The organism is Pseudomonas sp. QL9 (genome assembly GCF_041409665.1).
Classification (GTDB): domain Bacteria; phylum Pseudomonadota; class Gammaproteobacteria; order Pseudomonadales; family Pseudomonadaceae; genus Pseudomonas; species Pseudomonas knackmussii.
In genome coordinates this window covers 178,736-205,367 of sequence record NZ_CP166971.1, presented here as the reverse complement: position 1 = coordinate 205,367, position 26,632 = coordinate 178,736, and the positions used below count along the sequence as shown (strand labels likewise).

General features: G+C 66.0%; 16 protein-coding genes and 2 pseudogenes. 14 read left to right on the top strand and 4 right to left on the bottom strand.

All coding sequences use genetic code 11. The annotated features are described in order from the left end of the window. Window positions 1–6: 6 nt before the first annotated feature. The 6 genes from bcsR to bcsC are packed head-to-tail and all read left to right on the top strand — an operon-like array spanning window position 7 to window position 10,474. A complete protein-coding gene (gene bcsR, locus ACA097_RS01005) occupies window positions 7–219 on the top strand; it encodes a cellulose biosynthesis protein BcsR (RefSeq protein ID WP_371367885.1) in 213 nt (70 codons plus the stop codon). After that, complete coding sequence (gene bcsQ / locus ACA097_RS01000; protein ID WP_371367883.1) at window positions 216–926, top strand: cellulose biosynthesis protein BcsQ; 711 nt, start codon at window positions 216–218, stop codon at window positions 924–926. The genes bcsR and bcsQ overlap by 4 nt, the downstream gene beginning before the upstream one ends. Then, entirely contained in the window at window positions 923–3,529 is a 2,607-nt protein-coding gene (gene bcsA, locus ACA097_RS00995) for a UDP-forming cellulose synthase catalytic subunit (RefSeq protein ID WP_371367881.1), read from the top strand. The genes bcsQ and bcsA overlap by 4 nt, the downstream gene beginning before the upstream one ends. Beyond that, window positions 3,526–5,829 carry a cellulose biosynthesis cyclic di-GMP-binding regulatory protein BcsB gene (bcsB, locus tag ACA097_RS00990; RefSeq protein ID WP_371367879.1) on the top strand — a complete coding sequence of 768 codons (2,304 nt, stop codon included), beginning with the start codon at window positions 3,526–3,528 and terminating at the stop codon, window positions 5,827–5,829. Before bcsA ends, bcsB begins: the two co-directional genes overlap by 4 nt. Before the next feature lie 2 nt (window positions 5,830–5,831). Then, complete coding sequence (gene bcsZ / locus ACA097_RS00985; protein ID WP_371367877.1) at window positions 5,832–6,923, top strand: cellulose synthase complex periplasmic endoglucanase BcsZ; 1,092 nt, start codon at window positions 5,832–5,834, stop codon at window positions 6,921–6,923. Continuing rightward, the gene (gene bcsC / locus ACA097_RS00980) at window positions 6,911–10,474 is read left to right on the top strand and encodes a cellulose synthase complex outer membrane protein BcsC (RefSeq protein WP_371367874.1); all 3,564 of its coding nucleotides are present in this window, start codon (window positions 6,911–6,913) and stop codon (window positions 10,472–10,474) included. Before bcsZ ends, bcsC begins: the two co-directional genes overlap by 13 nt. A gap of 17 nt (window positions 10,475–10,491) precedes the next feature. On the opposite strand, the gene cax is transcribed toward bcsC, so the two are convergent. Beyond that, on the bottom strand, window positions 10,492–11,562 hold the full coding sequence (cax, locus tag ACA097_RS00975) for a calcium/proton exchanger (protein WP_371367872.1): 1,071 nt from the start codon (window positions 11,560–11,562) through the stop codon (window positions 10,492–10,494). 170 nt (window positions 11,563–11,732) lie between these two features. Next, window positions 11,733–12,134, bottom strand: a complete 402-nt coding sequence (locus ACA097_RS00970) for a DUF2501 domain-containing protein (protein WP_371367869.1) — start codon at window positions 12,132–12,134, stop codon at window positions 11,733–11,735. A 183-nt stretch (window positions 12,135–12,317) separates the two neighbouring features. Here ACA097_RS00970 and ACA097_RS00965 point away from each other — a divergent pair, with 183 nt between their 5' ends. The 7 genes from ACA097_RS00965 to ACA097_RS00935 all read left to right on the top strand — a co-directional run bounded on the left by ACA097_RS00965 (window position 12,318) and on the right by ACA097_RS00935 (window position 22,721). Continuing rightward, window positions 12,318–13,574: an MgtC/SapB family protein gene (locus ACA097_RS00965; RefSeq protein WP_371367867.1), complete on the top strand. Its 1,257-nt coding sequence runs from the start codon at window positions 12,318–12,320 to the stop codon at window positions 13,572–13,574. Between the two features lie 426 nt (window positions 13,575–14,000). Further along, on the top strand, window positions 14,001–16,730 hold the full coding sequence (locus ACA097_RS00960) for a type VI secretion system Vgr family protein (RefSeq protein ID WP_371367865.1): 2,730 nt from the start codon (window positions 14,001–14,003) through the stop codon (window positions 16,728–16,730). Next, window positions 16,727–18,628 carry a phosphatidylserine/phosphatidylglycerophosphate/cardiolipin synthase family protein gene (locus ACA097_RS00955; RefSeq protein ID WP_371367863.1) on the top strand — a complete coding sequence of 634 codons (1,902 nt, stop codon included), beginning with the start codon at window positions 16,727–16,729 and terminating at the stop codon, window positions 18,626–18,628. Before ACA097_RS00960 ends, ACA097_RS00955 begins: the two co-directional genes overlap by 4 nt. Before the next feature lie 86 nt (window positions 18,629–18,714). Further along, entirely contained in the window at window positions 18,715–19,917 is a 1,203-nt protein-coding gene (locus ACA097_RS00950) for a DUF6396 domain-containing protein (protein WP_371367861.1), read from the top strand. 25 nt (window positions 19,918–19,942) lie between these two features. Beyond that, entirely contained in the window at window positions 19,943–21,202 is a 1,260-nt protein-coding gene (locus ACA097_RS00945; RefSeq protein WP_371370589.1) for a DUF6396 domain-containing protein, read from the top strand. 217 nt (window positions 21,203–21,419) lie between these two features. Then, window positions 21,420–22,394, top strand: a complete 975-nt coding sequence (locus ACA097_RS00940) for a hypothetical protein (RefSeq protein ID WP_371367859.1) — start codon at window positions 21,420–21,422, stop codon at window positions 22,392–22,394. 15 nt (window positions 22,395–22,409) lie between these two features. Continuing rightward, on the top strand, window positions 22,410–22,721 hold the full coding sequence (locus tag ACA097_RS00935) for a hypothetical protein (RefSeq protein WP_371367857.1): 312 nt from the start codon (window positions 22,410–22,412) through the stop codon (window positions 22,719–22,721). Between the two features lie 82 nt (window positions 22,722–22,803). Here ACA097_RS00935 and ACA097_RS00930 read toward each other — a convergent pair whose 3' ends face one another. Beyond that, complete coding sequence (locus ACA097_RS00930) at window positions 22,804–25,521, bottom strand: cation-transporting P-type ATPase (RefSeq protein WP_371367855.1); 2,718 nt, start codon at window positions 25,519–25,521, stop codon at window positions 22,804–22,806. A gap of 209 nt (window positions 25,522–25,730) precedes the next feature. Continuing rightward, window positions 25,731–26,395 (bottom strand): annotated as a pseudogene (locus tag ACA097_RS00925) (M24 family metallopeptidase). Window positions 26,396–26,490: 95 nt separating this feature from the next. Here ACA097_RS00925 and ACA097_RS00920 point away from each other — a divergent pair. Continuing rightward, a pseudogene (locus tag ACA097_RS00920) lies at window positions 26,491–26,601 on the top strand (methyl-accepting chemotaxis protein); the annotation flags it as partial. Window positions 26,602–26,632 lie beyond the last annotated feature (31 nt).

The window sequence follows — 26,632 nt, the reverse complement described above, 5'->3', positions numbered from 1 at the left end:
AACCCGATGGAAAACGACGAGCACCCGCAGCACAGCGACGACATCGCCCGCCTCAAGGAGCACCTGGGCGACGAAGGGATGCGCTACCACGACATCAGCCGCCAGGCCGAGCTGCACGAAATCTGCCGGCGCTGGCCGCTGCTCGCGGAAAGCGAAGGGGTGGCCGGCAGCCTCGGTCCGGACCCGGCGACCTTCGACCCACGCACGGAGAACGCATGACCGTACTCGCGCTCAGCGGCATCCGCGGCGGCGTCGGCACCACCTCGCTGGTGGCCGGGCTCGGCTTCGCCCTGCAGGCGATGGGGCAGCGCGTGCTGCTGCTCGACCTCTGCCCGCGCGACCTGCTGCGCCTGCACTGCAACCTGCCGCTGGAGTCCGTCGAGGGCTGGGCGCGCAGCGAGCGGAGGGGCGAGGGGAGCTGGAGCGATGCGCTGTTGCAGGTGGTCGGCGAACTCTACCTGCTGCCCCACGGCAGGCCGGAGACGGGCGCACCTGCTGACGTGCCCTGGGCGCAACGCCTGCAGCAATTGCAACGGCGCTTCGACTGGGTGCTGCTCGACCTGCCGCCGGAAGTGCCCGGCGTGACCCTGGCCGCGCCCGACCTGGGCGATGGTGTGGCGCGTCTTCGAGTGATCGAGGCCGATGCCGCCTGCCATGCCGTGTTGCACGTCGAAGGCGCGGGCGAGGCGCCGCTGCTGATCAACCGTTTCGATCCGCTCAGCCAGTTGCAGCGCGACCTGCTGCTGCTCTGGCGCGAGCGCCTGGAAGGCCGCCTGGTGCCGCAGGTGGTCCACCGCGACGAGGCCATGGCCGGCGCCCTGGCCTGGAAAAGCCCGCTGGGCTACTACGCCGGCGACTCGCTCGCCGCGCAGGACGTACGCAGCCTGGCGACCTGGTGCATGGCGCAGTGGGGGGCACAACGATGAATCCGGCGCGCCTGGGCAGCTACCGCGACTACCGGCAGCGCGGCGCCAGCGTGCCGGCCGCCGCCGTGCTCAGCGGCGGCGTGCTGCTGTGCTGGCTGCTGCTGCGCCTGGAGGCGCCGGCCTGGCAGCGCATCCTGCACCATCGCCAGCATTTCTACCCGCAACTGGCGGAAAAGCAGCCGAGCCTCGGCGACCCGCTGCGCGGAGTGATCCAGACCCTCTGGCTGCTGCTGGTGCGCAGACCGCACCCGGCGCCTGCGGGTGCTCGTAGCCTCACACCGGGCCGTCTGCGGCGTGGCGTGGCATGGCTTTTCGCACAAATCCGCGCCCTGCGTTTGCGCCTGGTGCGGCTGCTGCGCGCGCTGCCCCGGCGCATCGACCGCAGCGAAGCGCTGGCGCAGACCCAGCGCCAGCTAAAGGCCGGCGGGGCGACCGTGCAGCGGTTGTTCTACTGGACCCTCGGCGTGCTCGGCCTGCTCATGGCGGTGCTCTGCGTGACCTCGCCCTTCGACCTTCAGGCGCAGCTGACCTTCGTCCTGACCCTCTGGGCCCTGGCCATGCTGATGCGCTACATGCCCGGGCGCTTCCCCACGCTGATGCTGATCATCCTGTCGATCACCATTTCCTGCCGCTACCTATGGTGGCGCTACACCTCGACGCTGAACTGGACCAACGGTGTCGACCTGCTGCTCGGCGTGACCCTGCTGCTGGCCGAGACCTACTCCTGGCTGGTGCTGATCCTCAGCTTCGTGCAGAGCATCTGGCCGTTGCGCCGGCAGCTCGCGCAGCTGCCCGAGGACGAGCGGCTGTGGCCCAGCGTCGACCTGGTGATCCCCACCTACAACGAGGACCTGTCGGTGGTGCGCACCACGGTGATGGCCGCGCTCGGACTCGACTGGCCGCGCGACAAGCTGCGCATCCACCTGCTCGACGACGGCGCCCGCGAGAGCTTCAAGCGCTTCGCCGCCGAGGTCGGCATCGGCTACATCGATCGCCGCGACAACAAGGGCGCCAAGGCCGGCAACCTGAACCACGCCCTGGCGCGCATGCATGGCGAGCTGGTGGCGGTGTTCGACTGCGACCACATCCCGGTGCGCGCCTTCCTGCAGATGACCGTCGGCTGGTTCCTCGCCGACCCGAAGATGGCCCTGGTGCAGACGCCGCACCACTTCTTCTCGCCCGATCCCTTCGAGCACAACCTCGGTTCCTTCCGCCGCAAGCCCAACGAGGGCGAGCTGTTCTACGGGCTGATCCAGGACGGCAACGACCTGTGGAATGCCACCTTCTTCTGCGGCTCCTGCGCCGTGTTGCGCCGTGCCGCGCTGGACGACATCGGCGGCTTCGCCACCCAGACCGTCACCGAGGACGCCCACACCGCGCTGCGCCTGCACCGCGCCGGCTGGAACTCGGCGTACATCCGCATCCCGCTGGCGGCGGGCCTGGCCACCGACAGCCTGGCCGCCCACGTGCGCCAGCGCATCCGCTGGGCGCGCGGCATGGTGCAGATCTTCCGCACCGACAACCCGCTGCTGGGCAAGGGCCTGACGCTGTTCCAGCGCATCTGCTACGCCAACGCCATGCTGCACTTCCTCTCCGGTTTGCCGCGCCTGGTGTTCCTCACCGCACCGCTGGCCTTCCTCTATCTGCATGCCTACGTGATCTACGCGCCGGCGGTGCTCCTGCTGCTCTACGTGCTGCCGCACATGGTCCATGCCAGCCTGGTCAACTCGCGTATCCAGGGGCCGTACCGGCAGACGTTCTGGGGCGAGGTCTACGAATCGGTGCTGGCCTGGTACATCGCGCGGCCGACCCTGGCCGCGCTCATCTCGCCGAAGCGCGGCGCCTTCAACGTCACCTTGAAGGGCGGGCAGACCGACGCCGACCGCCTCGACTGGCAGGTGGCCAAGCCCTACCTGGTGCTGGCCGCGCTCAACTTCGTCGGCCTGGGTTTTGCCGCCTGGCGCTTCGCCTATGGGCCGGCCGACGAATACGGCACCGTGGTGGTCAGCTCGCTGTGGGTGCTCTACAACCTGCTGCTGATCGGCGCGGCCCTGGCGGTGGCGGCGGAAGCGCGCCAGGTGCGGCGTTTCCACCGGGTGCCGGTGAAGCTGCCAGCGGCTGTGCGCCTGGCCGACGGCCACCTGTTCCCCGGCTCGCTCTGCGATTACTCCGACGGCGGCGTCGGCCTGGAGCTGCACGAAGCGCGGGAGCTGCCGCTGGACAGCGAAGTGACCCTGCTGCTGGAGCGCGCCGACCGCGAATTCGCCTTCCCCGGGCGGGTCATCCGCACCCAGGGCCGCAACCTCGGCATCAGCCTCGCCGGCCTCGACCAGCAGCAGCGCATCGACTACGTGCAATGCACCTTCGCCCGCGCCGACAACTGGCTGGGCTGGCGTGACAGCCACGTGCCGGACCGACCGCTGCGCAGTTTCGTCGATGTCCTGGCGCTCGGCGTGCTCGGCTACTACCGGGTGGTCGAGTACGCCCCGGCCTGGCTGCGCCTGCCGTTCCGCCCGCTGGCCCTGGCCGGACGCTGGCTGCTCAGCTTCCGCCCGCGGCTGCCGCGCCCCCTTTCACCCGACTTACGGAAGAGCACGACATGAAGCCTTCGCGCCTGACTCCCCTGGTCCTGGCCCTGCTGCTGGGCGCCGCCGGCTCCCTTGCGCAGGCGGCCCAGGAACCGACTCCCGAACCTGCGCAGGCGGCCACGGAAGCGGCGCCGCAGGTGCCGCACTGGCTGCGCAGCCAGACCTTCGAGAACCTCGGGCGTGGCAGCGACAGCCTGCTGCTGGGCGTGCGCAACAGCGACCAGATCGAGTTCGGCCTGCGCCGCGACCGCCTGGCCACCGACGTCGAGCTGGACCTGCAGTTCACCCCGTCGCCGGCGCTGGTGCCGCGCCTGTCGCACCTGCGGGTCTACCTCAACGACGAGCTGATGGGCGTGGTGCCGGTCAGCGAGGACGACGTCGGCCAGCAGCGCGACTTCAAGCTCAAGCTCGACCCGCACCTGGTGCAGGACTTCAACCGCGTGCGCCTGGAGTTCGTCGGCCACTACACCGACATCTGCGAAGACCCGGCGCACAGCTCGCTGTGGCTCAACGTCAGCCGCAAGAGCCGGATCATCGTCAACGAGCAGGCGCTGGTCACCGACAACGACCTGGCCTACTTCCCGCTGCCGTACTTCGATGCGCGCGACACCGACAAGCTCAGCGTGCCCTTCGTCTTCGCCGCCAGCCCCAGCCTGGGCGAGCAGAAGGCCGCGGCCATACTCGCGTCCTACTTCGGCGGCCTGGCCAAGTGGCGCATGGCGACCTTCCCGGTGCTGTTCGACCAGCTGCCGGCGCAGACCGACCTGCAGCCGGTGCCGAGCATCGTCTTCGCCACCAATGACAAGCGGCCCTCGTTCCTCGCCGACAAGGAGCGCTTCCCCGATGTCGCAGGGCCGGTGATCCAGCAGATCAGCCACCCCGACAACCGCTTCGGCAAGGTGCTGCTGGTGCTCGGGCGCAACGACGACGACCTGATCAAGGCCGCCTCGGCGCTGGCCGTGGGCACCGATCTGTTCCGTGGTTCGCGGGTGGCGGTGGAGCAGGTGCGCGAGCTGAAACCGCGGGTGCCCTACGACGCGCCCAACTGGGTGCGCACCGACCGCCCGGTGCGCCTCGCCGAGCTGCTCGACTACCCCGGCCAGCTGCAGGCCACGGGCTTGCGCCCGGCGCCCATCGAGCTGTCGCTGAACCTGCCGCCGGACCTGTTCGTCTGGCGCAACCAGGGCATCCCGCTGCGCACCCTGTACCGCTACACGCCGCCGGTGGTGACCGACGAATCGCGGCTGACCATCAGCCTCAACGACCACTTCATCGACAGCGTCCCGCTGCCCGGCTCCGACGGCTTCGGCGGCACCCTGCAGAGCCTGCGCGCGCAGGTCACTCCGGGCGACACTTCGACGCTCTCGGAGAAGACCCTGGTGCCGGCGCTGAAGGTCGGCGACCGCAACCGCCTGCGCTACGACTTCAGCTTCGCCAGCCGCATCGGCAACGCGCAGAACGGCCAGTGCCAGACCTACCTGCCGCCGGACGTGCGCGCGGCCATCGACGAGAACTCGAACATCGACCTGTCCGGCTACTACCACTACATGGCGATGCCGAACCTCGCGGCCTTCGCCCGCAGCGCCTTCCCCTTCAGCCGCCTGGCCGATCTTTCGCAGACCCTGCTGCTGGTGCCGCAGAAGCCCAACGAGATGCAGGTGGGCACGCTGCTCGACCTGGTCGGCGGCATGGCCTCGCGCATCGGCTACCCGGCGCTGGGCCTGCGCCTGTCCGACGACTGGGCCGGCGCGGCCAAGGTAGACGCCGACCTGTTGTTGCTCGGCCCGCTGCCCGACGACCTGCGCAGCGGCCGCGAACTCAACCTGCTGCTCGGCCGCTCCGGCGACTGGCTGCGCCAGGCGCGCTCGCCCTGGCCGGCCGACGTGCCCAGCTCGCAGCGCCTGCGCGAGAGCGGGCGAAGCGTGCCGGTCAGCCAGGTGGAGGTGCAGGCGCGCGCGCCCATCGCCGCGATCACCGGGCTGCAGTCGCCGTTCCACGGCCAGCGCAGCATTGTCGCGCTGCTCGCCAGCGACGACGCCGACTACAAGCTGCTGCGCGCGACCCTGACCGACCAGGGCCGGCTCAATGACTTCGTCTACGGCTCGGTGAGCCTGATCCGCAGCAGCGGGGTGAGCAGCCACTACGTCGGCGACACCTACTACATCGGCCACCTGCCGTGGTGGATGCTGCTGTGGTTCCACCTTTCGCACTACCCGGTGCTGCTCGCCTTCGGCGCGGCGCTGAGCATGCTGCTGCTGGGCATCGTGGCCTGGCGCCTGCTGGCCTGGGTGGCGCGGCGGCGGTTGCGGGTCTGAGCATGCGTGCGCTGCTGCTCGCTTTCGGACTCTGGGCGCTGGCGCCTGTGGCGTCGGCGTCCTGCTGGGCCGACTGGGACGCCTTCAAGGTCGAGCTGGTAAAGGACGACGGCCGCGTCATCGACCCCTACCAGGGCGGCATCACCACCTCCGAAGGGCAGGCCTACGGGCTGTTCTTCGCCCTGGTCGGCAACGACCGCGAAGCCTTCCGCCAGTTGCTCGGCTGGACCGAGAACAACCTCGCCGGCGGCGACCTGCGCAAACGCCTGCCGGCCTGGAAATGGGGGCGCGACGCCAAGGGCGCCTGGCGCGTGCTGGACGACAACAACGCCAGCGACGCCGACCTCTGGCTGGCCTACGCCTTGCTCGAAGCGAGCCGCCTGTGGGCGGTGGGCGAGTACCGCGTGTTGGCCGAGCAGATCCTCTGGCGCGTCGCCGCGCAGACAATGCGACCGTTGCCCGGCCTGGGCCTGATGCTGCTGCCGGGGGACCGTGGCTTCGTCGGCGCCAAGGGCACGCGGCTCAACACCAGCTACCTGCCGCCGCAGCTGCTGGACCGCTTCGGCGAAGTGGCGCCGATCTGGACCGATCTGGCGAGCAACAGCCGGACGCTGCTGCTGCAAAGCGCGCCCCACGGCCTGGCCCCGGACTGGCTGCTGTGGACGAACGACAGTCGGGTCGCCAGCGACCCGGACACCGGCACGCGCGGCAGCTACGACGCCATCCGCGTCTACCTCTGGCTCGGCATGCTCGCCCCGGCAGCACCGGGCCGCGCGGAACTGCTGCAGCGCTACCGGCCGATGGCCGCACTGACCCTGGCGGCGGGCCTGCCGCCGGAGAAGGTCGACATCGTCAGCGGCAAGGGCGAGGGCAAGGGGCCGGTAGGCTTCTCCGCGGCCTTGCTGCCGCTGCTCGCCGCGCTGGGTGAAACCCAAGGATTGAAGGCGCAGCGCCAGCGCCTGGCGCAGACCCCGCCCAGCGGTTACTACAACCGGGTGCTGGGGCTGTTCGGCCAGGGCTGGGATGCGCAGCGCTACCGTTTCGACGAGAAGGGAAGACTGATGATTCGCTGGGATGCCGCATGCGCACACTGACCACCTGCCTGTTGCTGGGCATGCTGCCGGCGACCTTGCTGGCCCAGCCGGCCAACCGCAGTGAACAGCGCGAATGGCTGATGCAGCAGATTCGCCTGGGCGAGGCGACCCACCGCGAGTCGCTGGTGGAGGATTCGCTGGCGCGTCTGCGCCTGCTCGAACCGGACAACCTCGACGCACTCACCGCGTCGATCCGCCAGGCCCTGCGCGTCCACGAGATCGACCGCGCCCGCGCGCTCTACGGCGACCTGCAGCGCATCGCCCCGGGCAGCCCCCAGGAAAAGCAGATGGCGCGCCTGCTGGAGATGAACAGCGGCGAAGGCGAGAAGTCCCTGCAGCAGATGCGCCTGTATGCCGCCGCCGGCCGCTTCGACGAGGCGCTGAAGACCTACGAGGCGGCCTTCGGCAAGGGCGAGCCGCCGTCGCTGGAACTGGCCCTGGAGTACTGGCGCATCCGCAGCCGCCTGCCCGAGCAGTTGCCGACCAGCATCGAGCACCTGCAGAAGCTCGACGCGCAGTACCCCGGCAGCCCCGAGTTGCAGCAGCTGCTGGCCGAGCAGCTGTTCCGCGCCAAACGCAACGACGAGGCGCTGGCGGTGCTGCGGCGCATGTCCGGGCAGAGCCAGTCGCGTGGGCTCGCCGCCGATCTGGAGTACGCCTACCTGAGCCGGCAGAAGACCAGCGATGCCAGCGTGAAGGCCTGGCAGGACTACCTCGAACGCTACCCCGGCGACAGCCACGCGGCCCAGGCGCGGGACATCCTCGCCGAGCAGCAGAAGCTCACTGGCGATGCGGCCTGGCGCGCCGGCCAGGAGGGCATCCGCCTGCTGGTCGAGCGCAAGAGCCCGGCCCAGGCCGAAGCCAAGCTGCGCCAGGGCCTGGCCGGCTACCCGAAGGACGCCACGCTCAAGGGCTACCTGGGCCTGGCGCTGGCCCGCCAGGGCAAGCGCGAGGAAGCCGTCGGCTGGCTGAAGCAGGCGGTGGCCGAGGAGCAGGACACCTACATCCTCAGCAAGTGGCATGACCTGCTGGCCTCCACCGAGTACTGGCTACTGCTGCAGCGCGGCAAACAGGCCCTCGCGGCGCGTAAATACGACGACGCGCAACAGGCCTACCAGCAGGCCGCGCAGCAGGACCCGAAAGAGCCCCAGGCAGTGCTCGGCCTGGGCAACGTGGCCCTGGCGCGCGGCCAGCGCGCCCAGGCGGAAACCTACTACCAGCAAGCGCTGCGTCTGCAACCGGGCAACGACGGCGCCACCCGTGGCCTGGCGCGCGTCTACCAGGGCCAGTCGCCGCAGCGTTACGCCAGCTTCCTCGCCACGCTGCCGGCCAAGCAGCGCCAGGCCATCGGCGGCGCATCCGGCGGCAGCAAGGGCGGCGGAGGCGATCCGCAGCTCGAGCGCCTGCGCGCGGAATCGAAACAGGCGCTGGACCGGCAGGACTGGCCGACCGCCGCCAGCCTGCTGCGCCAGGCCCGCGAGCGCGCGCCGAACGATCCCTGGCTGGCTGCCGATCTGGCCCGGGCGTTGCGCATGCAGGGCCGTACCGCCGACGCCGACGCGGTGTTCGCTGATCTGGTGGCGCGTCGGGGCGACGACCCGCAGGCGCGCTTCGCCCAGGGTCTCTATCTGGAATCCAGCGGCCGCTACCAGGCCGGCCTGGACAGCTTGCAGCGCGTGCCGCCAAGCGCCTGGAACAACGGCATGCGTCAGCTGCAGCAGCGCCTGCAGCGGCAGGTCGATCTGGAACACGCACGCACGCTCTACGCCAATGGCGATACCCAGGGCGCCGAAGCTTTGCTGGAACGGCGCATCGCCGCCACCGACGATCCCCGGCAGAAGCTCGACGACCTGCGCCAACTGACCGGCTGGGCCCGCCAGCGCCAGGACCTGGACGCCGCCGACGGCTACTACGCGCGCATCCTCGCCCTGCAGCCGGACGACGGTGACGCGCGCCTGGGCCGCATCGAGGCGCAGATCGCTCGCGGCGAAACCGATGCCGCGCGTCAGCAGTTGCTGTCCAATCCGCCACGCCTCGACGACAGCCAACTCGACGCCCGCCGGCGCCTGGCCAACACCTGGGCCGCGGTCGGCGAACGGGAGCGGGCAGCGACCCAACTGGCGGCCCTCGCCAAGGAGCAGCACAAGCCCGATGCCTTGCTCTACCGCGACCTGGCCCAGCTGCAGCCGCGCAGCAACGCCGAGCAGGCGCTGGACTACTACGCCCTGGGCATGCGCGATGCCGGCCTGTTGAGCGCCGAGCAGGCCAGCCCGCGCGACGACATCGCGCTGACCACCGCCAGCCGCGCCAAGGATGACGACGACTGGCTCAAGCGCAGCCTGCGCAGCGATGTCGACCGGCTGTACCAGTGGAAGAGCCCCACGGTGACGATCCATCAGGACTACGGCTGGCGCGACAACTCCGGCGCCTCGGGCATCTCCGACCTGACCACCTCGACGACCATGGTGCATGCCGAGATGCCGGTGGGCGAGGGCAGGGGCTTCGCTCGCGTCGAGCAGGTCGCGCTGCGCACGGCGAACTTCGACACCGATGCCGACGGCCTGCACCGCGAGGCCTTCGGCAGCTGTTCGTTCCGGGGATCGACGGCAGCGGGGCCGATTCCCACCGGCTGCCCGGGCGGTTCGGAGAGCGCGGATGGCACGGGCCTGGCGCTGGGCTGGCAGGACGAGCGCCTGAGCGCCGACCTCGGCACCTCGCCGCTGGGCTTCGAGGAGCAGAACTGGCTGGGCGGCATCACCTACAGCGGCAAGACCCTCGGCACCGGCTGGTCGCTGACCGCCTCGCGGCGGCCGATGAACAACTCGCTGCTGTCCTACGCCGGTGTGAAGGACCCGCGCACCGGCATCGACTGGGGCGGCGTCACCGCCAACGGCGCGACCCTCGGGCTTAGCCGCGACCAGGGCGGCGACGACGGCCTCTGGGCAAGCCTGGGCTACCACTGGCTGCGCGGCCACAACGTCGAGGACAACACCCGCGCCCGCGCCATGGGCGGCTACTACTACCGGCTGGTCAACCGCGTGGACGAGCAGCTGCGCGTCGGCGCCAGCCTCATGGCCTGGCACTACCAGCGCAACCTCAGCGGCTACACCCTCGGCCAGGGCGGCTACTACAGCCCGCAGCGCTACCTGTCGTTCGGCGTGCCGGTGAGCTACGCCTGGCGCGATGCCGACTGGTCGGTGTACCTCGAAGGCTCGATGAGCTACTCCTGGGCGCACAGCGACGATGAGCGGGCCTTCCCGGTGAGTTCGGTGAACGACGACATCCTCGCCCAGTACGGCCCGCTGACCTCCAGCAACATCGAGCAGATACGCGGCGGCGACGACAACAACGGCGTCGGCTACCTGGCCCAGGCCCTGGCCGAGCGGCGTGTCGACGATCACTGGGTGCTGGGCGGCGGCTTCACCGCGCAGCGCAGCAAGGACTACGCGCCGAACCGCGTGCTGCTCTACCTGCGCTACAGCTTCGACCCCTGGCAGGGCAACCTGCCGCTGCCGGTCAACCCGCTCAAGCCCTACGCCGAGTTTCGCTGAGGGCTTCGCCCGAGGACTCAGGCGGCTGGCGAGGCGGCGAAGAACAGGTACGCCAGCCCCAGCGCCAGGTAGACGGCCAGCAGCTGCACGCCCTTGAACCAGTCGGAGCGGCCGTCATCGGCGACCTCGCCGGTGATCAGCACCGCCAGCAGCACCGACAGCACCAGGCCCGGCGGGAAGGCCAGGTCCATGGCGGCCGGGCCGACCAGCAGGCTGGCCAGGACCAGGGTCGGGGCGACGAACAGGGCGACCTGCACGCTGGAACCGATGGCGATGGACAGCGACAGGTCCATGCGGTTCTTCATCGCCGCGGAAATGGCGCTGGCGTGCTCGGCGGCGTTGCCGAGGATGGCGACCACGAAGACGCCGACGAAAATGTTGTTCAGGCCCAGCGCATGGGTGCTCGGCTCGATGGCGCCGATCAGGATCTCGCTCACCCAGGCCACCAGCACGGTGGACACGCCCAGCACCAGCAGCGCCTTGCCGACCGACCAGGGCGCGGCGCCTTCCTCGTGGCTTTCCGCCTCCTCGCTGCTGAACTGCTGCTTGTGGGTGACCAGTGAATAGAACAGGAAGAGGGCGTAGACCACCAACAGGACCACGGCGATGGACAGGCTCAGGTAGTGCGAGCCGGATTCCACTTTGGTCACAGTGGAAGCCTTGTAGGCCGCCGGCAGCACCAGGGCGATGGCCGCCAGGGTGAGCAGGGTCGATTGCGAGCGCGCGCCAATCTCGTTGAAGTGCTGTTCATGGTGCTTCAGGCCGCCCATGAGCATGGCGCAACCCATGACCAGCAGGATGTTGCCGATGATGGAGCCGGCGATCGACGCCTTGACCACGTCATAGAGCCCGGCCTGCAGCGCGGCGATGCCGATGATCAGCTCGGTGGCGTTGCCGAAGGTGGCGTTGAGCAGGCCACCGACGCTTTCGCCCAGGTGCGCGGCCAGCTGTTCGGTGGCCCGCCCCAGCCAGCCGGCCAGGGGCAGGATGGCCAGGGCCGCGCTGACGAAGACCAGCAGGTAGTGGGCGGGCGCCAGGTACTCCAGGGCGATGGACAGGGGAACGAAGACCAGCAGCCAGTTGAGCATGATGGAGCTCCTTGGAGGGTTCGCCGGCGCTACCTGGAAGCGACAGGCAGCTTGTTTCCATTGGAGGGGAGCCCTGGCGCGCCGAATTGATGCAGAACAAGAAATCCATCGAAGTCAGGTGCAGCGGCTGGTCCGCTAGGGAAAGCGCTGTTCGCGGCGCCGTCTGCGAATCAGATCAGCGACTTGCCCTGGCTGAGAATCTTCTCGCAGACCTGCTTGGTGGCCTTGTCCTTCAGGCTGCTGCCGCTGAGGTCGAGCGTCTTTCCGCCGGGGCTGTGCAGGATGCCCTTGGCACCGTCGCTGTAGCCGCTGTCGGCACCGGAGGACGCGCCGGGCACCTTCTTCATCAGCGCGCTCTTCACCGAGGAGGCGGCGTCGGCGTTCAGGTAGTTGTTCTTCACGCAGAACTCCAGGACACCGGCGGCATTGCCGGCGCTGCTGGAAGTCAGCGAGCCGATCGGCAGGTTGCCGGTAATTCCGCTCAGGGCGTTGGCCGCGTGGGCCGGGAGCGAAGCCAGGGACGCCAGGCTAAGGCCCAGCGCTGCGCAACGGAGGAAGGTGAGGGTCTTCATGACGGGACGAACTCCTGGATGGGAACCCGTGTCAGCCTAGCAGCCCCTCCCGCTGGCGGGCGGCGGCGGGATTGACGCAGAGCAAGGCGCAATACCTCCGCCTGGGGCCGAATGCTGATCACCGGACGGAGCACCTCGGCCGCCGACCTATAGTTGATTCGACAGACCTCTTCGGGATGCCGCATGGACCTGTTCACCTGGCTGCCACCGGATGCCACCCGCGTCCTCTTCGTGCTGTTCCTGTCCTTCCTCATCGGCCTTGAGCGTGAGGAGCGCAAGATCAGCGATGAGCAGTACGCCTTCGGCGGCGTGCGCACCTTTCCGCTGATCGGGCTGATCGGCTACTGCATCGCGGTGCTGTCCCGCGGCGAACTGCTGCCGCAGGCGGCGGGGTTCGCGGTGGTGGCGGCCTTCCTGCTGATGGCCTACTGGCACCGCCTGGCGGTGTCCGGCAACGCGGGCGTGGCCGGCGAGATGTCGGGGCTGGCCACCTACCTGGTGGGCGCGCTGATCTTCCACGAGATGTACTGGCTGGCCACGGCGCTGACGGTGTCGAGCGTGATCCTGCTGGAGCTCAAGGCACAGCTGGAGAACCTGGCCCAGCGCATCGAGACCACCGATATCCTCACCTTCGCCAAGTTCCTCCTGCTCTCGGCGGTGATCCTGCCACTGCTGCCGAACCAGGCGCTGACCGAGTTCCAGATCAATCCGTTCAAGGCCTGGCTGGTGGTGGTGGCGGTCAGCGCCGTTTCCTACGGCAGCTACGTGCTGCAGCGGCTGACCAAGGCGCAGGGCAGCGTGCTGTTCTCGGCGCTGGTCGGCGGCGCCTATTCATCGACCGTGACCACGGTGGTGCTTGCCCGGCGCTCGCGCGAATCCGGCCAGGCCCATCTCTATGCCGGGGGCATCCTGGTCGCCAGCGGGATGATGTACCTGCGCCTGGCCGCGTTGCTGGCGCTGTTCAACCGTGCGCTGATGATGCGTTTGTCGCTGCCCTTCGTGGTGCTGGGTTGCATCGCGGTGCTGGCGGGTTGGCTGTGGTCGCGCCGCGGCGAGGTCGAAGCCGCATCGGGCATGGCCCCGATGGAGCCGAAGAACCCGCTGGAAATCAGCGCCGCGCTGCTCTTCGCCGCGCTCTTCGTCGGCATGCTGGTGGCGACCCGGCTGGTGGTCGAACACCTCGGGCACGCCGGCGTGTACAGCCTGGCGACGCTGATGGGCGTCACCGACGTCGACCCCTTCATCATGGGCATGACCCAGTCGGCCGACAGCCTCACGCCGCTGCCAGTGGCCAGCGCCGCCATCGTCATAGCGGCGGCGAGCAACAACTTGGCCAAGGGCGTCTATGCCTTCGTCCTGGCCGAACGCCGGGCCGGCGTGCAGAGCCTGGTGTTCCTGCTCGCGCTGGCGGCGGGCGGGTTGGCGTTGCTACTGGTGTGACTATCCCGGATCGCAAGGGCGTATAACCGTTCGCGGTTATGCGCCGCTTCGCCTGACCCATCGCCCGGGTCTCCGATCCCCAGCCTGTGGAGGGCCGTGCGTGTTGACTCGGCAGCGCGGGGCGGATTCTGCAACCTGGGTATCGCTGCATCCCATCTGTCGTGCTCAGCTTCGTCTCTCGTGCCTTTCGGCAAATTCGCTTTCGCCTCTTTGCCCAGGCCTGTAGGGATCGGATGTGGTAGTTCGTGGGACTTTTCCGAATCGACAATAAGCCTGCGGCTTTGCATTGAATTGTTGCAGACCGGCGCTTTAACTCCTGCCTCCAACGCGGCGAGGCACTGCCGCGAGAGGCTCGAGGTAGAGCCCTGGCCCGACTGATCCACGGATTTCTGCCTCGGCTGCGGCATCGCAAAGGAGGCTCCGTTCGTGCTCGATCACATCCGTCCGTTCTTCGACCATTCCCGCCACAAGCTCAGTGTCAGCGATTGCGACGCTCCCCTCGACGTCCTCGCCTTCACCGGCGAAGAAGGGCTGAGCCAACCGTTCAGCTACCACATCGAATTCACCAGCAGCGTTGGCGATATCGCCGCCGACGCCATGCTCGGCCAGCGCGCCAGCTTCAGCTTGTACGCGGCGCCCGACCCCTCGCCGAAGTTCAGCTTCAACCCCCAGTCGGTTCTGCCGCTGCGCACGCTGAATGGCGTGATCACCGCCTTCAAACGCCTGTCCGGCTCGCGTGACGAAGCCCGCTACGAAGTGCGCCTGCAGCCGCGCCTGGCCCTGCTCGAGCGCGGCGTGCAGTACCGCATCTACCAGAACCTGAGCGTGCCGGAGATCGTCGAGCAGGTCCTGCGAGCGGCACCTCACAACTGGCGCGGACAGGATTTCCTTTTCACCCTGAGCCGGGAGTATCCGCGTCGCGAACAGGTGATGCAGTACGGCGAGAGCGACTTGGCATTCGTCCAGCGCATCCTCGCCGAGAGTGGCCTCTACTACCGCATCACCACCGACGAGCGCCTGGGCATCGAGGTAATGGAGATCGGCGACTCGCGGCAGCAGTACGAGTACGGCCACAGCCTGCCGCTGCGCCCGCAGTCGGGCTTGCAGAGCAACGCCGCCGACAGCGTGTGGAACCTGCAAGCGAGCCACGAAGTGGTGGAAGCCAGCATCTTCGCCCGCAGCTACAACCCCCGCGAGGCCTGGGCCGATCTCGATGCCGAAGTCGACCTCACTCGCGGCGCGAAAACCACCTATGGCGAGGCCTACCACTACGCCGAGCCCTACACCAAACCCGGGGACGCCTTCGCCTTCGACCACGAGCACCGCAGCGACGAAAGCTTCTTCCACGCGCGCCTGGCCCACGAGCGTTACCTCAACCAGCAGACCCGCCTGAGCGGCACCAGCAGCAGCGCGACCCTGACTCCCGGCCAGGTGCTAAAGATCGACGGCGGCGCGCCGCAGGCCTTCGAAAAGGGCGCGCTGATTGTCAGTCTGACCTGCAAGGCCGCCCGCGACAGCAGCTACGAAGTCACCTTCGAAGCGATCCCCGACGCCGACCACTACAGCTTCCGCCCGCCGCTGCCCAGGAAGCCGAGCATCGCCGGCACCGTTCTGGCCCGCGTGACCAGCACGCGCAAGAACGACCCCTATGGCCACATCGATAAAGAGGGCCGCTACAAGGTCAACTTCCTCTTCGACCGCGACGCCTGGCCCGCCGGTCAGGAAAGCATGTGGCTGCGCCTGGCCCGTCCCTACGCCGGCGACACCCACGGTCTGCACCTGCCGCTGCTGGCCGGCACCGAAGTGGCGGTGGCCTTCGAACAGGGCGACCCGGATCGCCCCTACATCGCCCACGCCTTGCACGACAGCCGCAACCCCGACCACGTCACTCTCTACAACTACAAGCGCAACGTCCTGCGCACGCCAGCCAACAACAAGCTGCGGATGGACGACGAGCGCGGAAAAGAGCACGTCAAGCTCAGTACCGAGCACAGCGGCAAGAGCCAGCTGAGCCTCGGGCACATGGTCGATGGCCAGCGGCCGAACCCCAATCCGCGTGGCGCCGGCTTCGAGCTGCGCACCGATGGCCATGGCGCCATTCGGGCCGGCAAGGGGCTGTTCATCACGGCTGATGAACAGCCACGGGCGCAGGGCCAGGTGCTGGAAATGGCTAGCACCATCGAGCGCCTGCAACAGGCCGGCGACGAGATGCAAAAGCTGTCCGCCGATGCGCAGAACGCCAACGCCGATCCGGCCGATGTGCAAGCGCAGATAACCCTGGTGCGCGATCAGCTGGATCAGCTCAAAGCAGCGGTCGCCTTGCTCAGCGCCCCACAGGGCATCGCCCTCGCCAGCGGCCAGCACCTGCAACTGGCGGCTCAGCAGAACCTGATGCTCAACGCCGGCGCGAATGCTGACATGAGCGTGGTGAAACGCCTATTCATTGGCGTCGGCCAGGGCCTGAGCCTGTTCGTGCGCAAGCTGGGCATGAAGCTGATCGCCAACCAGGGCGCGGTGCAGATCCAGGCGCAGAACGATGCCATGCAGGTGCTTGCCCGCCACGGCCTGGAGATCACGTGCACCGAAGGTGGAATCCAGATCACGGCGAAGAAAAGGATCGTCCTCAACGCCGGCGGCAGCTACGTCACCCTCGACCGCTTCAGCATCGAGTACGGCACCCAGGGCGACCACCGGATCAAGTCTTCGCATTTCGACTACGTGAAGACCAAGGCCAGCATGGACGCTACACACCCGGACTACCCGAAGCTGCAGTCCGCGCAGCGCGTAAAACTCCGCCTCCCGCAAACCCCGAACGCCCCGCAGGGAAGCTGGGCCGGCATGCCCTACACCCTCTACGTCGACGGTGCTCCGCTGCAGAAAGGCGTGCTGGATGACAGCGGCCACCTGACCCTCGAGCACCAGGTCGTCACCCGGCAGTACAGCGTGGAACTGGCCAATGGCATCCGTTACCAGGTGCCGGTCCCCACCGACTACCGCAACCCTGAGCAAGGCCAGTTGGCCAATCGCGGCCTGCATAACCACCCGGCGCCCAGCGACGACGGCGAAATTGGCCCACTCGCCGCGCATACCGACCACCGCAACGACTACGCCTGGCTGCTCGAAGAAATCGCCAGAAGAACAGGAGCGAAGCAATGACCCAACGCGAGATCGTGGTACCGCTGGCACTGCAGCACACCAACGAAGCGATGTGCACGGCGCCCTGGTTCGTGATCAACAGCGAATACCGCCCGCGCCCGGCCACCTACAAGCCGCTGATCAATGGCGAGGAAGCCTTCCGCGCCGTGCACGAGGCCATCGCCCGGGCGACGAAAACCGTCGACATCATCTGCTGGGGCTTCCAGCCGTCGATGTATTTCATCCGCGACGGCAAGGCGCCGTGCATTGGCGAGCTGCTGATGAGCAAGGCCAAGGAGGGTGTTCGTGTGCGCATCCTGGGCTGGGAGTATCCCTTCAACTCGGCCGGCGCCGCCGGCGAAGCCAACTTGCCGGGTAAGGGAGGGTTCCGGATCAGGGACCGCGCGGGTCAGACCGCTACCGAAACGCAATACGCCTTCGACCGTAAATGGTTCTTCGAATGTTCGGCCAAGGACAACCAGGCAGCGAACTGGATCAAGCCTTGCCCGGTCTTTGTCAGCCGTGGCTTCGATACCCTCCAGCGGACCGAAATTGCCTATCAGGCCGCACTGCATAGCCTCGACCCCGACCTCAGCCTACCGACGCTTGGCTTGCTGGCCGCTGCCGCCACCCACCACCAGAAGACCGTTCTGGTCGATTACGAAGTGCCCGAGCGCGCCGTCGGCTTCGTCATGGGCCACAACATGCTCGACGAGTACTGGGACACCGATGCCCACACCGCACTGAACCGTGGGGTCTACGACCGTCCCGCACCCAACCGCGGTCCAACGGGTAGCCTGCCGCGCCAGGACATTTCCAGCCGCATCACCGGCCCGATCCTGGCCCACCTGCACCATAACTTCGCCAGCGCCTGGCGCCGGGAAACCGGAGAAGACCTGTTCGTTGCGCGCAATGCCCAGGCTATCGCCCAGCAGCTGCAACTGGGCCAGGAAGACGAGCCGATCATGGCCCAACTGCTGCGCACCCAGGCCCAGGAGGGCAAGCGCGATATCGAAAAGCTCTACCTGCAGGCCGTCAACAACGCCACCCAGTTCATCTACATCGAGAACCAGTACTTCCGCTGGCCGCCCTTGGCCGACGCCATCCTCGCGGCGGCCGAGGCGCAGACACGCGCGGGTCGCGACCCCGGCGAGCACGGCGCATTGCACCTATTCGTGATCACCAACGTCATCGACGACGGCATCGGCAAGGGCACGGTGAACACCCAACGCATGCTCGAACGCCTGGGCCGCGAGGACACCATTCCAGAACTCACCAAACTGCGCCGCATCGAAGAAGCCAGGAAGCGTGCCGCCGAACTGGAGCCGACCTGGCACGAGAATCTGGAACGCAAGGCGTTGGAAGCGGCGACCTCGCTTGCTGACACCCTGGGCGCTACCGAGCTGGCGGGGAAGGCTCACGAAGCCCAGCAGCAGGACGTCGAAGCCGAGCGCGAACGCCAGCAAATTCTCAAAGCGGAAATCGCGGCCATCAAAAGCAACCCGGTCAATCGCCCAGAGAGCCGTCCCGGCCTGAAAGTCCACGTCTGCTCGCTGATCTCCAAGGACTCCCCGCCCGGCGCCTGGATGCCGGTGTACATCCACTCCAAGTTGATGATCGTCAACGACGTCTTCACCACCCACGGCTCCGCCAACATCAACACCCGCAGCATGCAGGTGGACAGCGAACTGAACATCGCCCACGAACGGGCCAGCGTGACTCAGGCCATGCGTCGGCGTTTGTGGGAACTGCATACGGCTGGTGAGGGGGCTCAGGATGATCCGGCGGAGGCGTTCAAGGCTTGGGAGAAAATCATCAAAAAGAACAAAAAGCGTCAAAACATGGACGTACCGATGCTCCCTTACGCCCCGTTGGTCGAGTTCTATTACGGCAAGAAGAAGTTGGAGAACAAGGATTGATGCGCCGCCTTCTAGTACTTGCCTGCCTATTGCTCGCTGCCTGTGATTCCGGCAGCGCCCTGCCTACCCCGGAAAAGGAAATCGCCGTGGACCCACTCATCCAGATTCGCGCCAACCTGGCCTTCACCTGCAAGCACGAGGAGTTTCCCGCGCCCACGGCGGACAGCGACAAGCTGTTCAAGTACGCCCGGTGGCTGCAGAAGAACAACTTGCTCAAGGAGGACCCAGTAGTGGATGTGCAGGTTGAAAGGCTCTACCGCATTGCCGTCGAACATGGACATGCCAAGGCCAATATCAACCTGCAGAACGGTTCCATGGAGGGCCGGTTCAAGTTACGCAGTGCCGAACATATGCGCCTGACGCAGGAGTTGATAGACGCCAAGGTCGCCGCCGGATACGCCTTGGTAGCTATCTTCCTAGAACAAGGCGCAGTCGGGCTGCAGCAGGACAAGGAGATGGCGCTGCGGTACTACCGCAAGGCTGCCGATATGGGAAGTCCCGAGGCACAGGCGTATGTGGCCGACAAACTAGCCCCCAGTGGCATGGCTCCGGATATTGCAAGGCAGATGTACCGCTGTGCTGCGGAGCAGGGCAATAGATCGGCCGCCAGTGATCTTGGAGTCGATCTTCAAGAGCGAAAGCGTTTTCAAGAAGCAGTGGAGGCTTTCCAGCTCGGAGTGGCAGCGGGGGATGAAACGTCAGCGGGATGGCTGGACGATGCTTTTCGTGGTCCGCCGCCTTCGGACACGCTGAATTACCTCGGCCTGAAGGAGGACCTCGAGCGGGCTGATCGCTACAAAAAAATTTGGCGCATTCTCGCCAACTACTCCTACGCCTCCCCCAAAGTCCCCGAGATCAACGAAATCCTCCCGCTTCCCCCGGCCAAGCTGCCGCCATGGGACGGCAAGCTCAAATGGTTGGAGGAGCGCAAGGCCAATGTGCCGCCACCCAAGCCGGACGAAGCGCTGATCCGCGAGATGGCCAAGGCCAAGCAACTCGATCCCACAAACGGCCGGCCCTTGCCGGCATCGCCGAACTTCGTTCGCCTCCCGTCGCCACGCCCCCAATGCAACAGCAGCGAAGCCTGCCCGCGCGGCGGCTACTGGGAACTCGTTGGGGTGGACAACTACTGGATAGCCGTGGAAGGCAGCACCATTCGCCGTTTCCAGCAGGGCGAGCGCATGCCCACCGTGGTGATCGAGCGACGGATCAGCCGAATCTGGCCATTGCCGGACAAGGTCATCAAAGGCCCTGAGTACGTCAGATGGGTGATGCTCGGTGAGGCTTAAGTCGGGAGGTGTCTGGCTGTTGGCAGTGGCGCTGTCTGCCTGTGATGCGGGCAGCGGTGCCGCGCCGTCCCCGCAGCTCGCCGTGGACCCACTCACCCAGATTCGCGCCAACTTGGCCTTTACCTGCAAGCATGAGCAATTCCCCGAGCCGACGGCGGACAGCGACAAGCTGTTCAAGTACGCCCGCTGGCTGCAGAAGAACAACTTGCTGAAGGAAGACCCCGCCGTGGATGCGCAGGTGGAACGGCTCTACCGCATCGCCGCCGAACATGGACATGCCAAGGCCAATATCAACCTGCAGAACGGTTCTATGCAGGGGCGGTTCAAGCTGCGCAGCGCCGAACATATGCGCCTTACGCAGGAACTCATCGATGCGAAAGTCGCCGCCGGTTACGCCTTCGTCGCCATCTTCCTCAAGCAAGGTGCAGTCGGGCTGCTGCAGGACAAGGAGATGGCCTTGCGGTACTACCGCAAGGCTGCCGATATGGGAAGCCCCGAGGCACAGGCTTATGTGGCTGAGAAGTTAGCCCCGAATAGTATGGCGTCCGATATTGCACAACAGATGTACCGTTGTGCTGCGGAGCAGGGCAACAGATCGGCCGCCAGCGATCTTGGAGTCGATCTTCAAGAGCAAACGCGCTTTCAAGAGGCAGTTGAGGCATTCCAACTGGGCGTTGCGGCTGGCGATGAAACCTCCGCAGGATGGTTAGGCGACGCTTTTCGTAACCCACCACCTTCGGACACGCTGAATTACCTTGGGCTGAAGGAAGACCTCGAACGGGCTGACCGTTACGAAAAAATCTGGCGCATCCTCGCCAGGTATTCCTACGCCTCCCCCAAAGTCCCCGAGATCAACGAAATCCTCCCGCTGCCTCCGGCCAAGCTGCCGCCGTGGGACGGCAAGCTGAAATGGCTGGAGGAGCGCAAGGCCAATGTGCCGCCGCCCAAGCCGGACGAAGCGTTGATCCGCGAAATGGCCAAGGCCAAACAACTCGATCCCACAAATGGCCGGCCGTTGCCGGCATCGCCGAACTTCGTTCGCCTCCCGTCGCCGCGCCCCCAATGCGACAGCGGCGAAGCCTGCCCGCGCGGCGGCTACTGGGAACTCGTTGGGGTGGACAACTACTGGATAGCCGTGGAAGGCAGCACCATTCGCCGTTTCCAGCAAGGCGAGCGCATGCCCACCATGGTGATCGAGCGACGGATCAGCCGAATCTGGCCGTTGCCGGACAAGATCATCAAAGGCCCTGAGTACGTCAGATGGGTGATGCTCGGTGAGGCCTAAGTTGGGAGGCGTCTGCCTGTTGGGGATGGTGCTGTCTGCGTGCGATGCGGGCAGCGGTGCCGCGCCGTCCCCGCAGCTCGCCGTGGACCCACTCACCCAGATTCGCGCCAACCTGGCCTTTACCTGCAATTACGATCAGTTCAAAAAAGTGTAAATGCTTGCGGATCGATGATTGCTCAAAAGAAAAAATCTACCCGATATTATGGATTTATTAATCATGCTAATGCTGCTGAGGGGCAAGGATTCCATGAGGGGGTTTAGACTCTTTGGTCTTGTTGTTTTGAGTGCTTTATTGATCTCTTGTGATGAGCGGGATGCGTCAATGGATGTGATGTATAAGGGGGATGAGGTTTGCAAGGAGTCAACAAGAAATATGTTTGGGAAAAAGTGCTTCCCAGATATGAAAATGATATCCAGAAATTACGCGCTGATGGATGGAAAGATCTATTGGGTGAGATTGCATGAGAGTTCAGAGGTTCCGTGCTACTCCAGTAGTGGTGATATGACCGGTATAGGGGCGATGTTTTCTCCCAGATGTTGGGTAGAGGAGCGCAATCGAGTTTATTACACTAAAGAATATGTTCTGCGATTTGTAGCTAGCTACTCCCCGAAGTTTCGTGCTCTAAAGACTGATGATCCCAAAGCACCAAGGTGGCAGCGCGATCAGCTGGAGAGCTACGCATCAGATAATGCCTCTGTTTACTTTGAGGGCAAAAAAATTGAGCGCGCCAGTCCAAATGATTTTTCAGTGATATTTCCATTTGGAATTGAAGATAAATGGAATGTATTTAGCGTTTCCAGGAGTAATGGGCTGCTTTTCATGGAAGGCAAACTCTCCGAAAATGTTGAGCTTGAGAGATTTAATTATTTCGTACCGGTTCAGTGCCCGGGGCATGAGCTTCCCTGTACATCAAAAAAAGATCCAGAGTATCAATTTAAATATTTGGGCTACGATGGTGGAGTGCTTGGATGGATAGGGAAGGATGTGGTGTACTTGCGAAGGGATGGAATTGATGTATATCGTGGCAAGTTTTCATCTGGTACCTTCATGTTCTTGAGTGTTGGACGTACTTATTTGTTTTCTGGCGAAAAATTTTACGAGTTGCGCCAGTTTAATCAGGGTTATTCATATGACAAAAGAGCTTACCTGGTTGATATGGATTTTGGTTATTTTCGGGAGAACAGCTATTAATAAGGGTCTGATGTAATGGCCAATGCCGAGCAGCTCGATCCCACAAATGGCCGGCCGTTGCCGGCATCGCCGAACTTCGTTCGCCTCCCGTCGCCACGCCCCCAATGCTACAGCGGCAAAGCCTGCCCGCGCGGCGGCTACTGGGAACTCATTGGGGTGGACAACTACTGGATAGCCGTGGAAGGCAGCACCATTCGCCGTTTCCAGCAAGGCGAGCGCATGCCCACCATGGTGATCGAGCGACGGATCAGCCGAATCTGGCCATTGCCGGACAAGATCATCAAAGGCCCTGAGTACGTCAGATGGGTGATGCTCGGTGAGGCTTAGCCTTACAGGAGCGCATCTTTCTCTCAGCGAAAACGAAAACGCCCGGACACTGCCCGGGCGTTTGGCTTTGCAGGGCTGTCGATCAGCCGCGCGCTTTCCAGCGGCGGATCACCAGTTTCTCCAGCTCCACGGCGAAGAACACCAGCACGCCGATGCCCAGTGCGATCAGCCAGCTGCTGAAGGGCAGGGCGACCGTGTGGAAGGCCGTCTGCATGAAGGGTACGTAGATCACCAGGCATTGCAGCAGGATCAGGCCGAGGGTCACCGTCAGCAGCGCGCCGTTTCGCAGCAGGGCGGCGTTCAGCGAGAACTGGTCCTGCAGGCGGCAGTTGAACAGGTAGGCCCACTGCGCCGTGACCAGGGTGTGCAGGATCATGGTGCGGATGTGGTCGGTGTCCTGGCCGCCCGCGACCATCCACGACTCCAGCAGGAAGGCCGCTGCCGTCAGCAGGCCGCCGACGAAGAGCACGCGCCACACGGCGAAACCGTTGAGGATCGACTCGCGGGCGTCCCGTGGCGGGCGCTTCATCATCCCCGGCTCGCCGGGCTCGAAGGCCAGGGCGAAGGACAGGGTGGTGGAGGTCGCCATGTTCATCCAGAGGATCTGCAGCGGCGACAGCGGCACCACCGCGCCGGCGAGGATCGCCATGACGATCAGCAGGCCCTGGGCCATGTTGGTCGGCAGGACGAAGAGCACGGTCTTCTTCAGGTTGTCGTAGACGCGGCGGCCTTCACGCACCGCGTTGGCGATGGTCGAGAAGTTGTCGTCGGTGAGCACCATGTCGGCGGCTTCCTTGGTCACCTCGGTGCCCTTGATGCCCATGGCGATGCCGACGTCGGCCTGCGTCAGCGCCGGGGCGTCGTTCACGCCGTCGCCAGTCATGCCCACGACTTGCTCGCTGGCCTGCAGGGCGCGGACCAGGCGCAGCTTGTGCTCGGGGCTGGTGCGGGCGAACACCGAGTACTGCATGGCCACCGCCTTGAGGTCGGCGTCGCTGGTTTGCTCCAGCTCCTGGCCGGTCATGGCGCGCAGGTCGTTGCCCATGCCGAGCATGCCGGCGATGGCGACGGCGGTGTCGGGGTGGTCGCCGGTGATCATCTTCACCTGGATGCCGGCCTGCCGGCACATGGCGATGGCTTCGATGGCCTCGGGGCGCGGCGGGTCCATCAGCCCGGCGACGCCGAGGAAGACCATGCCTTGCTGCAGGTCATCGTGGTCGATCTCATGGCCGGCGCCGGGTGTCGGCTTGTAGGCCGCGGCCAGCATGCGCAGGCCTTGGCTGGCGATGTGGCCCATCTCGCGCTCCCAGTAGGCGCGGTCGAGCGGTTGGATGCCGTCGGCGCCCAGTTGCCGGTCGCACATGCGCAGCAGCACGTCGGGGGCGCCCTTGAGGTAGATCAGGCTCTCACCGTCCACGTCGCAGCGACGCGCCATGTACTTGTAGGCGGAGTCGAAGGGGATCTTGGCGAAGCGCTCGACTTCCGCCTGCGGCAGCTCGGCCTTGCGCGCCAGCACCTTGAGTGCGCCTTCGGTGGGGCCGCCGACCACGCTCCAGCGGCCGTCTTCGCCGCGTTGCAGGCTGGCGTCGTTGCAGATGTCGACGGCGCGGACGAAGGCCGCGAGGTTGCCGTGCTCGGCCCATACCACCGGCTCGGTGGCGCCGGCCAGGGTGACGCGGCCACGCGGCTCGTAGCTCTGGCCTTCGACGGCGAAGATGTTGCTGGCGGTGAGCACGTTCTTCACCGTCATTTCGTTCATGGTCAGGGTGCCGGTCTTGTCCGAGCAGATCACGCTCATGGCGCCCAGGGTTTCCACGGTCGGCAGCTTGCGGATGATCGCCTTGTTGCGCGCCATGCGCTGCACGCCGAGGGACAGGATGATCGAGACGATCGCCGGCAGGCCCTCGGGCACCGAGGCCACGGCCAGGCTGATGAGCGACAGCAGCAGCTCGCCGAACGGGTAGTCGTGCCAGAAGAAGCCGATGACGAAGAGCGCCGCCATCATGCCGAGGATGAGCTGGAAGATGCGCTTGCCGAGCAGGGCGATCTGCCGCAACAGCGGGGTTTCGTTCTCGTCGACGGTGGCGATCATGCGGTTGATCTTGCCCAGCTCGGTGTGCGCGCCGGTGGCGATCACCACGCCCTTGGCGTTGCCGGCGCTGATGTTGGTGCCGGAGAAACCGAGGTTGGTGCGGTCGGCCAGCTGGGCTTCGGCGTCCAGCGCCTCGACCTGCTTGGACACGGTGAGCGATTCACCGGTGAGCATCGATTCCTCGACCTGCAGGTGGTGTACTTCGATCAGGCGCACGTCGGCGGGAATCTTGTCGCCCGGACGCAGGGCGATGAGGTCGCCGGGCACCAGCTCGCTGGCGTCGATTTCCATCTTCTGCCCGTTGCGCACCACATGGGCGGTGCTGCTGAGCATGCCGCGCAGGGCGGCGAGGGATTTCTCGGCCTTGTTCTCCTGGAAGAAGCCGATGGCGGCGTTGATCACCGCGACGGCGAGGATCACCAGGGTGTCGGTCCAGTGGCCCATCAGCGCGGTGGCGACCGCGGCGGCCAGGAGGATGTAGATGAGCACGTCGTTGAAGTGCCGCGCGAAGCGCAGCCAGGCCGGGTCGGCGGCCTTGCTCGGCAGCGCGTTCGGGCCGTCGCGCAGCAGGCGCGCCTTGGCTTCGTCGGGGGTGAGGCCGGTAGTACTGGTCTGCAGGTCGGCGAGGGTTTGCTCGACGCTCCAGCGGTACCACTGTTCGGTGCGGGGTGCGGCGGTGCCGCGGTCGGTAGGTTCGATAGCGCCCATGCTGGTCTCCTGCCTCCTGCGTCATATGAGAGGGAGTGGGTTGCAGAGTGGAACTGCTAGCAGGGTAGACCCCTGTACCTGAACGATGCCTGCACTAGCTCAATGTTCTCTCGAACAGGTTCGAGAAGTGCCGAGCGGCATGCGTCGCCGCCGGCCTTCTGCTAACGCCCCACGCAACCCACGGCGATCCTTCGCACTGGCGCTCCGGCTCAGACCAGCAGGTCTTCGTAGAAGGCGCCGTAGGGCTTGTGCGGGTGGGCGATCTGGATTTCCAGGATCCACAGGCCGCCATTGGGCCGCTCGAGGTAGTCGCCGAGGTCGCCGGCGCGGTATATCGCGTGGGGGAAGTCGCTGACCCGGTGGCCTTGATGTCGAGGTTGAGCTGCCAGCCCAGCGCCTTGGCCTCGGCATGGGCGAAGTCGTAGAGGGCCACGCCGCTGCAACGGGTCTCGCGCCAGTGCGCCTCGACACGGTCGAACAGGGTCTTGGCCGCGGCGGCGCAGGCGGCCATGTCCGGATCGTCGCCAACCACGAAGGTCGCCCCGGCATCGCCTTCGTGGCCGCGCCAGACCACACCCATGTCGATGAAGTAGATGTCGTTCGCCCCGAGCATCGGGTCGCCGTCGGAGCGCTGCTTGAAGGTCTTCAGGGTGTTGCCGCCGAAACGGATCAGCAGCGGATGCCAGATGCGCTCCATGCCCAGTTCGGCCAGGACCTGCTTGCCGAGGGCAGTGGCCTCGGACTCGCACATGCCTGGACGGATGGCGTCGGCGATAGCCTCCACGGCTTCCCAGGTACGCACCTGAGCGTATTGCATCAATTCCTTTTCGTAGGCGGCGCCTACGGCTTCCTTGGCGTATGCGGCAGTCGTCATCGGAGCTCCTTGCAGGGCAGTCGGGATTTCGATGTATAGAGTTCTATATTGCGTAAGCCGGACGCAAGTCGAATTCACCCAGGAGTAGGGAGGGGCTGCGGGCGCTTATCGAGGCAGTACGTGCAGGCGATATAGGGCACGGTTTCTCGGTGGTCGCCGACGAAGTGAAAAGCCTCGCCCGCCGAACCTGCGGCGCTATGCAGGAGAGATGCTCAGGCGCCAGGGGCGCCCGCGGAG